This window comes from Corynebacterium vitaeruminis DSM 20294 (genome assembly GCF_000550805.1).
Taxonomy (GTDB): domain Bacteria; phylum Actinomycetota; class Actinomycetes; order Mycobacteriales; family Mycobacteriaceae; genus Corynebacterium; species Corynebacterium vitaeruminis.
Map to the genome: position 1 here is coordinate 2,741,423 of NZ_CP004353.1, position 15,272 is coordinate 2,756,694.

Here is a 15,272-nt window from a genome sequence, read left to right on the forward strand (position 1 = left end):
GGCTTGCTACTTAATGGGCTCGAGGACGTCCTTGCCCACGAACGGGCGCAGCGCCTCGGGGACCACGACGGAGCCGTCGGCCTGCTGGTTGTTCTCGAGGATGGCGACCAGCCAGCGGGTCGTTGCCAGCGTGCCGTTCAAGGTGGCCGCGGTCTGGGCCTTGCCGTTCTCGTCGCGGTAGCGGGTGGACAGGCGGCGGGCCTGGAAGGTGGTGCAGTTCGAGGTGGAAGTCAGCTCGCGGTAGGTGTTCTGGGTGGGGACCCAGGCCTCGGTGTCGAACTTGCGGGCGGCCGAGGAGCCGAGGTCGCCGCCGGCGACGTCGATGATGCGGTAGGGCACCTCGACGGCGGAGAGCATCTCGCGCTCCATCTTGAGCAGCTCCTGGTGCTGGGCGACGGCGTCCTCCGGCTTGCAGTAGACGAACATCTCGACCTTGTCGAACTGGTGCACGCGCAGGATGCCCTTGGTGTCCTTGCCGTAGGAGCCCGCCTCGCGGCGGAAGCAGGAGGACCAGCCCGCGTACTTGATCGGTCCCTTGGACAGGTCGATGATCTCGTCTTGGTGGTAGCCGGCCAGCGCCACCTCGGAGGTGCCCACGAGGTAGAGGTCATCGCGCTCGAGGTAGTAGATCTCCTCGGCGTGCGCGCCGAGGAAGCCGGTGCCTTGCATGACCTCCGGGCGCACCAGCACCGGCGGGATCATGAGCTGGAAGCCGTGCGCGCGAGCCTTCTGGGCGGCGAGGGTGAGCATGCCCAGCTGGAGGAACGCGCCGTCGCCGGTGAGGTAGTAGAAGCGGGCGCCGCCGACCTTGGTGCCGCGCTTGACGTCGATGAGGCCGAGCGACTCGCCCAGGTCCAGGTGGTCCTTGGGCTCGAAGTCGAACTTCTTCGGCTCGCCGACGTGCTCGAGGACGATGAAGTCGTCCTCGCCGCCCGCGGGCGCGCCCTCGACGATGTTGCTGATCTTCATCTGCAGCTCGAAGACCTGCTCCTCGGCAGCCTTCTGGGCCTCGTCGGCCTCCTTGACCTTAGCCTTGAGCTCGTTGGAGCCCGCCAGCAGCGCCGGGCGATCCTCGGGGGCCGCCTGGCCGATCTTCTTTCCGAACGCCTTCTGCTCGCTTCGCAGTTCGTCGGCGGTCTGGATCGCCTCGCGGCGGGACTCGTCGGCGGCGATGAGCTGGTCGACCAGCTGCGGGTCTTCGCCACGAGTACGCTGGGACTCGCGGACAACATCGGGGTTTTCGCGCAGGAACTTGAGATCAATCACGCACTCAGCCTACCTTGTTTGCCCCCTCCATACCTGCGTGAGGCGGGGTTGTGGCGCGCTTCAGCCCTGATGTGACCACCACCGTTGGGGTGTTTATCCCCGAAAGGGGATGCTGGTCATAACCAGTTGCACTAGACTGGGGTGCATGGTCGATACTCCGCTGGAGTTGCCTGCCAGGGCCCTGACTGACGGATCGAGCACTCCGAAACACGCTCAACTCAGGGAAATCCTGGAGGAGATCTGCCGCGATCACCTCCGACCCGGTGACATGCTGCCCGGAGAAAGAATCCTCGAGGAGACCTACGGGGTCAGCCGCATCACCGTCCGCCGCGCGATCGGGGACCTGGTCGCCTCCGGGATGCTCCGGCGCGCGCGGGGCAAGGGCACCTTCGTGGCGCACTCGCCGATGATCGCCCGCCAGCATTTGGCGTCGTTTAGCCAAGAAATGGCCCTGCAGAACCTGGAGGCCACCTCGAAGATCCTCGCGTCCGCGTGGACGGCGGCCCCGAACGAGGTCTCCGTGTTCTTCGACTCGGCCGCGGACGCGCCGCACACCCACCTACGCCGCCTGCGCCTGGGCGACGGCGAGCCGCTGGCCATCGACGACGCCTGGTACAACTCTCGGTTCGCCCCCGACCTGCTGGAAAACGACGTGTATAAGTCCGTGTACTCGATCCTCGAGGCGCATTACGCTGTACCGATCACGGACGCCGAGCAGATCATCACCGCCGTCGCCGCCGACGAGGCGGTGGCAGCGCTGCTCGACATCGAGACCGGCACCCCGCTGCTGAAGGTGATCCGCAAGGCCCGCTCGGAGGGCCGCCCCATCGAGTGGTGCACAAGTTTCTACCGCACGGACCGCTACTCGCTTTCCACCGTGGTGACCAAAGAATAGGAAAACTGGGGTTTTCGGGGCCAAAGGTGGCAAAATTGGTGGCACTATGAGCAAAGCGAGCCGATCCAAAGTGGCCACCCCCCTGGTAATCGTCGTCGTCCTGGCGGTCGTGGCGGGCGTGGGTGCCTACCTCTACACCAACGCCAAGGACAAGTCCGGCGGGGTGTCCGTCTCCCAGAACGCCTCCGCGACGGCGTCCGTGGCCTCGTTCACCTCGGCGGACGCCGGAACCTGCCTGACCTGGGACGCCTCCAGCGGCGCGGTCAGCGGCTTCGAGCAGACCGACTGCGCCGGCGAGCACCGCTTCGAGGTCTCCTCCCGCGAGGATCTGGCCACCTACCCGAACTCCGAATTCGGAGCCTCCGCGCCCATGCCCGACCTCACCCGCCAGGCCCAGCTGCGCGAGGAGCTGTGCCTTGCCCCCACCCTCGCCTACCTGGGCGGCACCTTCGACCAGCTGGGCAAGTACTCGGTGGCCTCCATCCTGCCGCCGCAGGCCGCGTGGGACCAGGGCGACCGCACGCTCCTGTGCGGCGTCCAGGCCACCGACGAGAACGGCGCCGTCATCGCCACGATCGGCAAGGCCGCGACCCAGGACCAGTCCCGCGTCTTCGACCCGGGCACGTGCGTGAGCATCGACGCCTCCAGCGCCACCCACAAGGTCGACTGCGCCCAGGCACACCAGATGGAGACCACCCAGATCGTCGACCTGACCACCGTCTTCCCGCAGGGCACCCCCAGCATCGATGACCAGGACAACTACCTGCGCGGCGTGTGCACGCAGGCCGCCCGCGACTACCTCGGCGGCGACGACCCGCTCTATTACTCCACGCTGCAGCCGTTCTGGAGCACCATCCAGGCCAACTCGTGGACCGGCGGCTCCCACAGCGTGAACTGCTCGCTCGTGTTCGCCAACCCGGACAACTCCTTCGCCGTGCTCACCGGCTCCGCCAAGGGCGGGCTCACCATCAACGGCGCACCGCCCGCATCCCGCCCGGAGCGCAGCCCGATCGTCAACCCCGACGCGCTGTCGGCCACCGCCGCCGCCCCCGCGCCCGCGGCCCAATGATCGAGGTCTCCGACGAGCGCTTCGAGGAGCTCGTCGACCAGGCGCTGGCGGCCATCCCCGAGTCCGTGATCGATCACGTAAGCAACGTGGCCATCCTCATCGAGGACTTCAACGAGGCCTCCCCGTACATCCTGGGCCTCTACCACGGGGTGGCGCTGACCGAGCGCACCTTCGATCACACCGGGTTCCTGCCGGACACGATCACCATCTATCGCGGCGCGCTGAAGAACTACTGCCACTGCGAGGCGCAGCTGGTCGAGCAGGTTCGCATCACCGTCATGCACGAGATCGGGCACTACTTCGGCCTCGACGAGGACGATCTCCACCGCCTCGGATACGCCTAGCCTGTGGATAACTTTTCAAAGTAGAAAGTTATCCACAGATTTCGGGCCGTTTTCGAGGGGACGGTTGCGCGAATTTATTCCCTTTCCTAGCGTGAGGGCCATGCAGTCACTGAAGGCGATGTTTGCCCTCCGCGCGAACCCCATGAACCTCCTTGCCGAGGCCCATGGGGCAAGCGTCGACGAGCTGGTCGCCGCCGGTGCCGAGCGCCCCGAGGCCGCCCGCATGGTCTCGCTCGCCGAGACCTACCTCGGCCGCACGCCCTACACGCGGATGCAGGCCGACTGTGCCCGCGGCATCGAGGCCAACGGCCACAGCCTCGGCGTGGTGGAGCTCATCGAGCATCTCGCCTCCCGCGTCGCCGACCAACGCCACAAGTGGCGCCTGCGCCTCACGCTCTGCCAGTCCAGCGGCACCCTCGACGAGCTCGAGCGGCTGGGGCGTTCGCTTCTCGACGAACTGAAGAAGCAGCCCGAACGCACCGAGGGAATCTCGATCACCCGCCACGACGACAAGACCTGGTCCGCCCGGCTCACAGGAGACGCCGCGCTCATCGCGGAGATCTGCGGGGCCTTTACCGATAAGGAAGCCCCGGTCCGCGCCATGCACGAGGCGCTGACCACCGGCGCGGGCGTGACCACGACGCTGCGCCCGGTCGTGGTGGTGGAGCTGGACAAGCTCTACCAGGTGCTCGACGGCACCCGCGACGAGACCGTGTTCCGCTGCACCGACGGCGTCGTGCGCTCGAGCACGCAGGTGCTCAAGCTGCTCATCGACGAGGACGACTGGGACTTCGCGCTCATCCACCCGCTCGAGGGCCCGGTCGACCTCGTGCGCACCAAGCGCACGGCCAACCTCAAGCAGCGCATCCTCGCCGCGGCCGAGAACCCCACCTGCGCGTGGGACGGCTGCAAGAAGCCCGCCGACGAGTGCCAGGTCCACCACCTGGTGGCCTGGCAAAACGGCGGCCACACGACCAGCTCGAATCTGGCCACCTGCTGCGCCTATCACAACGGCGTCAACGACGATAACCCCAACGCCCCTCCCCGACGCGGCGCCCTCGCCCGCATCGGCGGCAAGGTCAGGCGCGTCTGGCGGCCCTAGAAGAGGGCTCGCCGCGCGCCTACAGGCGCACGCCCGCCCAGCTTTCGCACTCCCACGAGCCGAATTCGCCGGTGGGATGCAGCACCACCATCGCGCAGTTGGCGAGGTAGGTGTCGAAGGCGACATCCGCCGGCACATTCGAGGAATAGCGCCCGGCGATACGGATGGCCGCCCCATGGCCGACCAAGAGGTAGTCCCGGTCATCCTCCGCGATCCGCGCGGCCAGGCCCTCCATCACCGGACGGTATCGGTCAAGAACCTGTCGCGGGTTCTCGCCGCCGGGCATGGACACACCCAGCCCGTCATGCATCCAGCCGTGCAGCGCCTCGCGGTAGGCCCGGTGCGCCCCCGGCTCGCTACGCCCCTCGTAGTCACCGACGAAGATCTCCTGCAGCCCCGGCGTGACCTCGATCGAGACCGAGCCGCGCGCGAGGCCCTTGGCCTGCTCGTAGGTGTTGATCACCCGCAGCGCCGTCTGCTGCGCGCGGATCGCCACCGAGCACAGCGCCCCGCCCAGGTCGTCGGTGACCTCCGCCAGCTGCGGCCCGGCTAAGCGCGCCTGCTGCTTGCCCACCAGCGTCAGCTCCGCCCCCGGTGGCCGCGTGTCGAGGATCCGCGACGCGTTCGAGTACGTGCGCCCGTGGCGCATGAGGATGATGCGACCCATCTACCTCGTCCCCTCCTTCAGCGCCCGCACCCAGGCGGTCGCCTCCTCGAGCCGGGCCGTGTCCCGGGCGAGCCGCTCGTCATCGCGGGGCACCTCCGCCGGCCACGAGCCTAGGAACTGGATCTCCGCGCAGCGCAGGTAGAGCGCGCGCAGCGCCTCCGCGACTGGGGCGTCGTCGATGTGCCCATTGATGTCCACGTGGAAGCGGTAGGTGCCCAATCCGCCCTCGATCGGCCGCGACTCGATGCGGGAGAGGTCCACGCCGCGCAGCGCGAACTCCGTGAGCGCGTCGACCAAGGCGCCCGGGACGTTGTGGACGACAAAGACCACACCCGTGCGGTCGGCGCCCGTGCGCGCCGTGGGCACCCCACTGCGCCCGACCACCACGAAGCGCGTTCGCGCGCCCACCACGTCCGCCACGCCATCTTGAACGATCGAGAGCCCGAACAGCTCCGCCGCCCGCGCGGGCGCGACGGCCACGTCGGCGCCGCCAGCCGCCACGATCTGCGCCGCGGCGGCGTTCGACGACGCCGCCACGAACTCGTGGGCGCCTAGGTTCTCGCCCAGCCAGCCCTTGACCTGCTGGTAGGCGACCGGGTGGGTCGACACCGTCAGGCCGTCGACAAGCGACGTGCCAGGGCGCACCATCACCGCGAACGCGATGGGAAGGTCGAGCTCCTTATATATCTGCACGCCGGGGGCGGTCGCTAGCGCGTCGAAGGTGGGGGTGACCGGGCCGTCGACGGAGTTCTCGATGGCCACGCACGCGAAATCCGCCCTCCCGGCGCGCACCGCGTCGATCGCCTCGCGCGGACTGGAACAATCAAGAGGGATTACTTCATCGGTTCCGAAGTCGCCGCGGCGGGCGAACCCCCACAGGGCGGCCTCGGTGAAGGTTCCACGCGGGCCCAGATAGGCAACAGTCACACTCATGACTTACTAGCTTAAACGCACGCTGTACGCTTTAGAAGCATGTCCATGCTCTCTTTTGACGCGCTGCACCGGATCGTCGACGACCACGCCCGCGCGGTGGGCGCGCTGGACGCCACGGAGCATGGCTACGCGCAGTTCGCGCCGGACTTCGCCCACGAGCGCCTCGAGAAAGAGGCATTCCGCGAGTCGCGCGATGCGGGTTACGTCTCCCCCTGCCGCCGCAGGGACCTGGCCGGCTGGATCATGCCTGCGAAAGACCTCTCCGACGTCGCGGGGCTTGTGACCTCGAAAGGTTCAGTACACCGCCGCTACCTCGCCCGCGAGACGGACCCGTTCATCTCCGCCTACGAGGCGCGCGGCGGGCTGGTCACGGGCAAGACCCTGGCGCCCGAGCTAGGGCTTTCGGCCTACACGGAGCCGGTGGGGATGCCCGCGCCGGTCAATCCGCGCTTCCCCGGGGCGACGCCGGGCGGCTCGTCCGGGGGCGCGGCGGTGATGGTCGCGCGCGGGCTGGCGCGGGCGGCACACGCCTCCGACGGCGGCGGTTCCATCCGCGTTCCCGCAGCGTGCACGGGGCTCTACGGGTTCAAGCCCGCGCACAACACCGCCCACGCCAACCCCGTTGCGCAGGGTTTTCTCGCTTCTTCGCTTGCCGACGCTGCGCTGCTGGCCCGCGTCCCCCTGCGCGCGGGTGCGCCGCTGCGGGTGGGACTCTTGACCGTTCCAGTGCACGCGGAGGCGACGGTCGCCGCGCACATGCTGGAGGCGGTGGACCGCGCGGCGAGCGCCTTGAGCCGGGCGGGGCACTCCGTGCTGCCGGTGGGGGTGCCCTACGGCGACGCGCCGTTTCGGGCATTTACCGACATCCTGTCCCTTCGCTCGGCTCCCATCCGCGGCGAGGCGTCCCCGCTGGTAGCATGGCTGCGCGAGCGCGGCCGGGGCGTCTCTGAGCTGCGCCGGGAGGAGGCGATCGCGCAGTTCCTCGAGGTGAAAGGGCGGCTCGAGCGCGCCTTCGACGGCGTGGACGTGCTGCTCACGCCGACTCTGGCCTTCGACCCGCCCGCGATCGGCTATTTCTCCTCGATGCCGCCGGAGGAGGACTTCCACGCGCAGACGACGTGGACGCCGTGGGCGACGATGTTCAACATGTCCGGCGGGGCGGCGCTGAGCATGCCGGTCGCGGCGCCGGGCCACCCGGACGTGGGCGTACACCTGGGCGCCGTGCGCGGGTCGGGCGCCGACGTGTTCGCCGCGGCGCTGGCCGTGGAAGGGCTGCGGTGCTCATGAGGCGCAACCCGCTGGCGGCGGAGATTGCTCTGGTCCTGACCATCACGTTCGGGATGTCGGGGCTGCGCTCGGCGCTGCGACTGATCGCGGCCGTCATCGACCCGACGCCGCTCAACGAGCAGACGACCAGCCTCAACGCGTCGCAGTCGAGCGTGCCCGTGATCGATTTAGCACTCCAGCTGTGCAGCGCAGGCGTGCTCACGGCGTGGGGCCTGCTCGCGCTGTTTCTGTTGTCCATCCACCGACCGGTGCCGCTGCCCCGCGGGCTTTCTCGCGCCTCGACGTGGTTGCAGGGCGCGGCAGGCGCCGCCGCGATCGGGATCCCGGGGCTTGCGCTCTACGTGACCGCGGTGCACCTGGGCTGGTCGAAGCAGGTGATCCCCGCGCCGCTCGAGCACCTGTGGTGGACGGTGCCGATGCTGCTGGTGTGGTCGTTTGCCAACGCCTTCGCCGAGGAGATCGTGGTGGTCTTCTGGCTTTCGACGCGGTTGGGGCAGCTCGGCGCGTCCCGGTGGGCGATCCTCGCCAGCACGGCGCTGCTGCGCGGCAGCTACCACCTCTACCAGGGGTTTTCGGCGGGGCTCGGCAACGTGGCCATGGGGCTGGCGTTCGGCTACTTCTACCTGCGAACGGGCAAGGTGTGGCCGCTCGTGGCGGCCCACTTCCTCATCGACGCGGTCGCGTTCGTGGGGTACTCAGCGATCGGCGGGAACCTTAGCTGGCTCGGATTGTAAATCGTCGGCACGCCATCATCTTCGCCGCCATCCTGGCTGGGAAAACCAGCATCACCCGAAAACGGCCACCGCACTCCAGCCCTGAAATGATCAAGTAGAAGTAGTAACTTTCATTTTTCGGGCGCTTCCAAAATGGAGCCCGGGGCGCGCCTGCCGCTACGCTTATACCCATGACTTCTGAGGGACCATCCTTCCGCGACGAGTACGTGCGCGGCCCCGACGGCAAGCCGATCCTCGATAGGTACGGTCGGCCGGTTCGTCGGCGCCCCGCGCAGCGCCGCCCGCGCACGAGCGGGACCGGTGCCAGCGGGACCGGCACCAGCGCCGCCCCCGGCACCCCGCCGCGCCCCGGGCAGCCGCGCGTCTACCCGCCGCAGCGGCCCCAGGTCTCCCGCCCGGAGCCGACTCGGTACGAGCCCGTGCCGGCGGTACGCCCGTCGACAAGCAACCAGCAACCGGGACGGGTCGGACAGGCCCGGCAGCAGGGCACCTACCTTGCGCCGTCGCCGCAGCCTCAACGGCGCATGCCGAGGGTGCGCGTGCGGCCGTCAGGATGCCTGTCCGGCGCGGTGTGGGCGCTGGTCATCGCGCTCGTGCTGGCGCTCGCGAGCATCATCTGGGTGGATACCAAGCTCAACCGCACCGATGCGTTTCCTTCGCAGCACGTGGCCAATACCGCGGGCACGAACTGGCTGCTCGTGGGCTCCGACTCGCGCGAGGGGCTGACCGACGAGGAGGCCGCGCGGCTCGGCACCGGCGGCGACATCGGCTCCATGCGCACCGACACAATCATGGTCCTGCACCTGCCCCTCAGAGGCAAAGCCACGCTCATGTCCATCCCGCGCGACTCCTACGTCAACATCCCCGGCTACGGCCAGGACAAGATCAACGCGGCCTTCAGCGTGGGCGGCGCGCCGTTGCTCACCCAGACCGTCGAGCAGGCGACCGGGCTTCGGATCAACCACTACGCCGAGATCGGCATGGCGGGGCTGGCCAACGTCGTCGATTCCGTGGGCGGCATCCAGGTCTGCCCCACCGAGGCGATCGACGATCCGCTGGCCAACCTCAACATCCAGGCCGGCTGCCAGACGGTCGACGGCCCCACCGCGCTCGGCTACGTGCGTACCCGCCACACGGCCAACGGCGACCTCGACCGCGTCGCCCGCCAGCGCGAGTTCTTCGCCGCGCTCGTAGACAAGATCACCTCGGCCAGCACGATCGCGAACCCGTTCCGCTTCTGGCCCACCGTCAACTCGATCGCGGGCTCTTTCACCGTGAACAAGAACGATCACGCATGGCACCTGTTGCGCGTGGGGCTGGCGATGCGCGGCGGCGTCGACACGGTCACCGTCCCCGTCGGCGGCTTCGAGGACACCGACGTCGGCAGCGTGGTCCTGTGGGACGACACCGCGGCACAGCAGCTGTTCGATTCCCTCAAGTAGTTCGCTTTCCGACGCCTATCGGCGCCGAAGCGCAGGAAAGCCCCCACCTTGCGGTGGGGGCTTCGTGGTTCGCGGAGCCAAAGACTACTGAGCCTGCTGCTCCTGTGGCTCCGGCTGGGCGGCCAGCGCCTCGCGCTCGCGCTTGCGCTCAACCCAGAAGTCGGCGTTCTTGATGCCGAGCGCCTCCGGATCGAACTGCGGGTCGAGCCCGGCCTTCTTCTGCTTGCGGTAATCCCACAGGCACTTGTGCGCGGGGACCTGCAGGATGATGATTGCCAGGATGTTGAGCCACGCGGTGGCACCCACGCCGATGTCGCCGAGCGCCCAGGCCTCGCCCGGGGTGGTGGTAGCACCGATGTACACGGAGATGATCACGAGCGCGCGCAGCAGACCGATGATGGCCTTACGGGCGGTGGGGTTTTGCACCCAGCGGTTGAGATAGGTGAAGTTGACCTCGGCCATGTAGTAGTAGGCCAGAACAGTGGTGAAGGCGAAGAACGCGATGGCCACGGCCACGAAGGTCGGGCCGAAACCCGGCCAGAAGGAGTCCATTCCGGACTGCACGAAGCCCGGGCCGACGGAGACGTCGCTGGGAAGAGAGCCGGCGTAGCGCACCGCGCCGTCCTCGGACTCGCCGTCGAAGACCTTGTACATGTCGGTGGAGATGATGATGAACGCGGTCGCGGAGCACACGAACAGGGTGTCAACGTAGACGGCGAAGGCCTGCACGAAGCCCTGCTTGGCCGGGTGGGAGACCTCGGCGGCGGCGGCGGACTGCGGGCCGGTGCCCTGGCCTGCCTCGTTGGAGTAGACGCCGCGCTTGACGCCCCACATGATCGCGGAGCCGAGCATGCCGGAGAACATGGCCTCCTTGTCGAAGGCGGACTTGAAGATGAGCCCGAACACGTGCGGGATCTGGTCGAAGTTCACCAACAGGATGATGATGGCGAAGATGATGTAGACCACGGCCATGACCGGCACGACGAGGGTGGCGAAGTTAGCGATGCGTTTGACGCCGCCCATGATGATGGAGCCGAGCAGGACCGCCAGCACGAGGGCAGACACCGTCGGGCTCACGTTCCAGGCGTTCTCCACCGCGACGGCGACGCCGTTGGCCTGGATGCCGGGCAGGAAGTAGGAGGTCGCCAGGATCATGCAGATGGCGAAGATGATGGCGTAGACCAGCCAGAGCGGCGCCCAGATGGTGTGCTTGTAGGCCTTCTCGATGTAGTAGGCCGGGCCGCCGCGGTACTCGCCGGTGTCGCGGTCCTTTTCCTTGTAGACCTGGGCGAGCGTACATTCGATGAAGCTCGTCGCGGAGCCGAGCAGCGCCACGGCCCACATCCAGAACACCGCGCCCGGGCCGCCGAAGGCGATGGCCGTGGCCACGCCGGCGATGTTGCCCACACCCACGCGCCCGGCGAGCGAGATCATGAGCGACTGGAAGGAGGAGATGCCGTTATCGGACTTCTCGCCCTGCCGCAGCTGCTTGATCATGTCGGGGATGCAGCGGATCTGCAGGAACGCAGTCGCCAGGGTGAAGAAGACGCCCGCGCCAAGGCAGAGGAAAACCAGCGCCGGGGACCAGATGATCCCGTTTAGTTTATCGATCGCGTCCGTCATCGGAACCGCCTTTCCTTACTCGTTCTCTCGGGGCTTGCGCCCACTCCCGAAATCACAGCGAACTGTGATCCGAGTCACGAATCACAGAATAGTCACATTCTTGCACAAAGTGACACTCGCGCGTAATTTTCCCTAAGCCTGACGGCTTAAGATTTATTAACTATAGAACGATAGAAATAAAAGTCCACGTCAGTCCCCCAGCCTTTACCCCCGCGCCCCGCCCCCGGGAACAAGGAAGCGGCGCCGCGTGATCGCGACGCCGCCTAAAAAGAAACCGCTGCTAGCGGATGGTCACCTGGCGGGACTTGATGTTCTCCAACTGGCGACGCTCGTCGGCCGTGAGCTGCCCCTCGTTACCCAGCTCGGCCTCGATCTTCTCGTTGAGGGAGGTCAGGTCGGCGGCGTAGTCCTCGTGGGAGCGCTCGGGATCGAGGTCCCACACCGGCACGACCATCCCGTGGGTGCGGAACACGCCCGCGAACTTGGTCTCCTCGCCCAGCTTCAGCTCGCCGCGGGCGGCGATGCGGGCCAGCGCGCGCAGCAGCGCGTCCTCGTTCTCGCCGCGGACCCAGCGGATGTGCGCCTTGCCGCCCGGGTTGATCCACCACACGGTGCCCGGCACACCCGCCTCGATGCGGCGCGAGGGCAGGATGGAGTCGTTCGCCGCCTGGATGGCCTGCGCGTACTGCGGGTCGAGCTGGGTGCCCTCCGGCAGCCACCAGTTGAAGTCGTCGTACTCGGCGATCTCGAGCTCCTGGTCGGCGACCAGCAGGTCCTTCAGGTCCGGCTGGGAGCCGTCGGCAATGCCCTTCTCCAGCGCCTGGCCCGGCTGGGCGCCCTTGACCCAGTTGAGGGCGAAGGCGAGGTCGCGGTTGGGGTTGTTGGAGCGGGCCTGCGTCTGCAGCGCGACGAAGGCGTCGCCGCCAGCCTGCTCGTCGCGCACGAGCGCCGCGCTGCCGCCCGGCAGGACGGTGCACAGGTACACGTCGCGGTCGATGCCCTTAACCTGCGCCTTGGCGGTCGCGGACGGGACGAACTCCTGGAGGGCGACGAGGTCGGTCTCGAAGGACAGACCGCCGTACGGGCGCGGGTCGCGCTCGAGTGCCGCGCGCTCGGCGGCGCGGGCCGCCAGCTTCGCCTGGCGGCGGCTCATGCCCTCGGGGAGCTGCTCATTCTTCTTGTTCTTCTTGGCCATGCCCTACAACTTACCGGCAGGAGCGCCCGCGGGCGCCATCGGCTAACCCCCAAGCACGTCGAGCGCGAGGTCGGGAAAGTCGGTGGCGATGACGTCGACCCCGTGATCACGGGCGTAGGCCACGTCCTCCGGCTCGTTGACCGTGTACAGATACGTCGGCAGCCCGCGCCGCCCGATGAGCCACGGGTCCTTCTTCGCCCGCTCGATGGACATGCCGGACCCGCGCGGCCGCGAGAGGAACAGGTCCTTGGGGTTCACCCTTTCCTCCCATTCGCGGCGCAGGTAGAAGGTCTGAAGTTCCGGCGCAAGCTGCGCGATCCGCCGCATAGAGGCGTGGGAGAAGGAGATCACGTGGACGCGCTCGCTCGCCTGCAGCCCGCGGTAGCGCAGCCGCATGACCAGCTGCTCCTCGAGCATCCGCCCGGAACGCGTGGGGTGCTTCGGCTCGATGTAGATGTGCTTGTCGTCGTGCGCAAACACCATGTCCAGCAGCTCGTCGAGGGTGAGCAGGCTCTGCGGCGCGTCTTCCTCGCCGATGTTGCAGCTTCTTAGCTCGTCGACGCCTTCGGCCGCCACCACCAGCTTCTCCCCCGCCACGCGCTCCATCGTCCGGTCGTGGGTGCACACCACCACCCCGTCGCCCGTGAGCCTGATGTCGCACTCGACGCCGTGGATCGGCAGCTCGAGGGCCTTCTCGTAGGCCAACGGGCTCATCTCCGGGTAGCGGCCGTTGAACCCGCGGTGGGCGATGATGTGCACGTGTGGTTGTCCCTTCCTACTTGTCCCAGCTTCGAATCTTACGCAGCAGGATGCGGTTCTTGCGCTGGGAGCGGCCGAGCTTGCGGCTTAGGTAGGCGAGGACGCCGATGGCGTCGTTGATGTGCGGGCCCTTGTTGAGCATGACGCACTCGGCGCGCAGGGCGTAGGCGGCGTCGGTGATCTCGGCGCGGGAGGGCAGGCCGGACTTGGCCATCGTCTCCAGCACCTGGGTGGCCAGGATCGTGGGAACGTGCCCGGCCTCGGCCATCGCGGAGATGAACCGGGGCACCTCGCCCATGCGCTTGAATCCCAGCTCGACGGCCAGGTCGCCGCGGGCGATCATGATGCCGAGGTTCTTGTAGCGCATGCCCTCGAGCAGCACCTCGCGGATGTTCTCGTAGGCCGGGATGGTCTCGATCTTGAGCACGAGCCCGGTCTCGGAGTCGATGCCCATGGCGTCGATGACGGCGGCGACGTCCTTCGCGTCGCGGATGAAGGAGATGGCCGCGATGTCGGCATTGGCCTTGACGAACTCCAGGTGCTGCAGATCGAGCGGGGTCAGCGACGGCAGCGGCAGCTCGGAGTCGGGGAGGTTGATGCCCTTGTTGGCGGCCAGCGTGGTCCCGCCCTCGAAGGCCCGGGTGACCTTGAGGTGGGCCTCGGCGCCGTCCACCTTGGTGACCACGGCCGCGATGCGGCCGTCGTCGAAAAGCACCTGCTCGCCGGGCTTGATGGCGGGGATGATCTCCGGGAGGCTGAACGGGATGCGCAGGGTGCCGGGCTGGTCGGGGTCGCAGACGGCCACCTCGCCGGACAGAATCAGCTCTTGGCCGGGGTAGATGCGCAGGCGGCGCTCGGTGTGCGGGATGCCGGTGGCGCGGGTGCGCAGGTAGTCGTGCTCGAGAAGGGTGCCCTCGGCGACGTAGGCGTTCTGCTTGCCCTCGGCCAGCGCCCCGGCCTCGCTCAGCCGGGTGACGGTGAACGCGCGCCTCGAGCCGCGGTTGTCGTAGAAGCGCACCTCGGAACTCACCTCGAGCTCGGCAAACCAGTCCGGCTTGACGCCCACCGGCAGGGCCGGGCGGCCCTTGAGCCCCTCGGGCACGACCGGTTCGGTCCCCTCGGGGTAGAGCCACAGCTTCGCGGGCGAGGTGATCTCGCCCGCCTCGGTGCGGGTGACGCGGGCGCGGCCGACCTGCGGGCCCGGGGTGATGGCGCCGGTGCGCAGCTTGGGGCCCGCCAGGTCCATGCTCACCTTGATCTCCACCCCGGCCTGCGCGGCGGCGGTGTGGACGTTGGCGATCATCTTGGCCCACACCGTCTCGTCGTCGTGGGCGCAGTTGATGCGGGCCAGCTGCATGCCGGAGGCGACGAAGCCGCGGACCAGGTCGAGGTCGTCGGCGGCCTCGGCGGGAAGGGTGACCATGATGCGCGAATGCGCCTCCTGCCGCCCCGGGCCCAGCAGCGTGGTGGCGTGGTGCTCGAGAACCTCGTCGGCCAACGCGAAGGCGCCCGCGACCTCGGCGTGCGGGTAGACGAAGCCCTCGCCGATGATGGCGCCCAGCACGTTGCGGGCGGCCTTCAGCCGCGAGCGCACGTCGGGCTCGGCGGTGGTGAGCCTAGTCGCACCCAGATCGGAGAGGCGGTCCTGGAGCTCCGAGAGGTCCTGGGAGCGCAGGTACGCGTAGTCGACGAGGTTGCGGGCGCCGAAGGCGTGCTGGGGCGCGACCTGGGCGATGGCGTCGGCAAACTGCGCCTGCTCGGCGTCGAGATTGGCCAGCAGCTCGTCGATCCGCGCCGCGAGCGACCGCGCGAGCTCCTTCTCCGCGCCCGGGGTCTGGTTGTCTTCTGCACTCATCTTCTTGCTCTTCTATTCGTGGCTGACGGTTGGTCTTACCCAAGCATTGTGCCCCGCTTCACGGGAGTTGGCAGCGCGAGCGACCGCCCCGCCGCCCCGCG

Annotated in this window: 14 protein-coding genes; 7 read left to right on the top strand and 7 right to left on the bottom strand. The window is 68.3% G+C overall.

What is annotated here, in order from left to right:
- Nucleotides 1-6: 6 nt before the first annotated feature.
- Entirely contained in the window at nt 7-1,266 is a 1,260-nt protein-coding gene (gene serS, locus B843_RS12330; protein WP_025253799.1) for a serine--tRNA ligase, read from the bottom strand.
- 145 nt (nt 1,267-1,411) lie between these two features.
- Between serS and B843_RS12335 the strand changes: the two genes are divergently transcribed.
- From B843_RS12335 to B843_RS12350, 4 genes are all read left to right on the top strand, one after another.
- A complete protein-coding gene (locus B843_RS12335; protein WP_025253800.1) occupies nt 1,412-2,161 on the top strand; it encodes a GntR family transcriptional regulator in 750 nt (249 codons plus the stop codon).
- A 46-nt stretch (nt 2,162-2,207) separates the two neighbouring features.
- Nucleotides 2,208-3,230 (top strand): septum formation family protein, encoded by a 1,023-nt coding sequence (locus tag B843_RS12340; protein WP_025253801.1) that lies wholly within the window; start codon nt 2,208-2,210, stop codon nt 3,228-3,230.
- Nucleotides 3,227-3,574, top strand: coding sequence for a metallopeptidase family protein (locus tag B843_RS12345; protein ID WP_025253802.1), 348 nt, complete (start codon nt 3,227-3,229; stop codon nt 3,572-3,574). Before B843_RS12340 ends, B843_RS12345 begins: the two co-directional genes overlap by 4 nt.
- Nucleotides 3,575-3,674: 100 nt before the next feature.
- Nucleotides 3,675-4,676, top strand: a complete 1,002-nt coding sequence (locus B843_RS12350; RefSeq protein ID WP_025253803.1) for an HNH endonuclease — start codon at nt 3,675-3,677, stop codon at nt 4,674-4,676.
- A 19-nt stretch (nt 4,677-4,695) separates the two neighbouring features.
- Here B843_RS12350 and B843_RS12355 read toward each other — a convergent pair whose 3' ends face one another.
- A complete protein-coding gene (locus tag B843_RS12355) occupies nt 4,696-5,343 on the bottom strand; it encodes a histidine phosphatase family protein (protein WP_081751590.1) in 648 nt (215 codons plus the stop codon).
- Nucleotides 5,344-6,270, bottom strand: coding sequence for a prephenate dehydratase (gene pheA, locus B843_RS12360; RefSeq protein WP_210766215.1), 927 nt, complete (start codon nt 6,268-6,270; stop codon nt 5,344-5,346).
- Between the two features lie 45 nt (nt 6,271-6,315).
- Here pheA and B843_RS12365 point away from each other — a divergent pair, with 45 nt between their 5' ends.
- The 3 genes from B843_RS12365 to B843_RS12375 all read left to right on the top strand — a co-directional run bounded on the left by B843_RS12365 (nt 6,316) and on the right by B843_RS12375 (nt 9,739).
- Entirely contained in the window at nt 6,316-7,563 is a 1,248-nt protein-coding gene (locus B843_RS12365) for an amidase (protein WP_404825199.1), read from the top strand.
- 53 nt (nt 7,564-7,616) lie between these two features.
- The gene (locus B843_RS12370) at nt 7,617-8,297 is read left to right on the top strand and encodes a CPBP family intramembrane glutamic endopeptidase (RefSeq protein ID WP_025253805.1); all 681 of its coding nucleotides are present in this window, start codon (nt 7,617-7,619) and stop codon (nt 8,295-8,297) included.
- A 170-nt stretch (nt 8,298-8,467) separates the two neighbouring features.
- Nucleotides 8,468-9,739, top strand: a complete 1,272-nt coding sequence (locus B843_RS12375) for an LCP family protein (RefSeq protein ID WP_038595560.1) — start codon at nt 8,468-8,470, stop codon at nt 9,737-9,739.
- A gap of 84 nt (nt 9,740-9,823) precedes the next feature.
- Here the strand turns inward: B843_RS12375 and B843_RS12380 are convergent, their stop codons facing one another.
- From B843_RS12380 to B843_RS12395, 4 genes are all read right to left on the bottom strand, one after another.
- The gene (locus B843_RS12380) at nt 9,824-11,362 is read right to left on the bottom strand and encodes an alanine/glycine:cation symporter family protein (RefSeq protein ID WP_025253807.1); all 1,539 of its coding nucleotides are present in this window, start codon (nt 11,360-11,362) and stop codon (nt 9,824-9,826) included.
- Nucleotides 11,363-11,642: 280 nt separating this feature from the next.
- Nucleotides 11,643-12,557 carry a DUF5926 family protein gene (locus B843_RS12385; protein ID WP_025253808.1) on the bottom strand — a complete coding sequence of 305 codons (915 nt, stop codon included), beginning with the start codon at nt 12,555-12,557 and terminating at the stop codon, nt 11,643-11,645.
- Nucleotides 12,558-12,599: 42 nt separating this feature from the next.
- Nucleotides 12,600-13,316, bottom strand: coding sequence for a glycerophosphodiester phosphodiesterase family protein (locus B843_RS12390; protein ID WP_025253809.1), 717 nt, complete (start codon nt 13,314-13,316; stop codon nt 12,600-12,602).
- Between the two features lie 16 nt (nt 13,317-13,332).
- Nucleotides 13,333-15,171 (bottom strand): pyruvate kinase, encoded by a 1,839-nt coding sequence (locus B843_RS12395; RefSeq protein WP_025253810.1) that lies wholly within the window; start codon nt 15,169-15,171, stop codon nt 13,333-13,335.
- Nucleotides 15,172-15,272 lie beyond the last annotated feature (101 nt).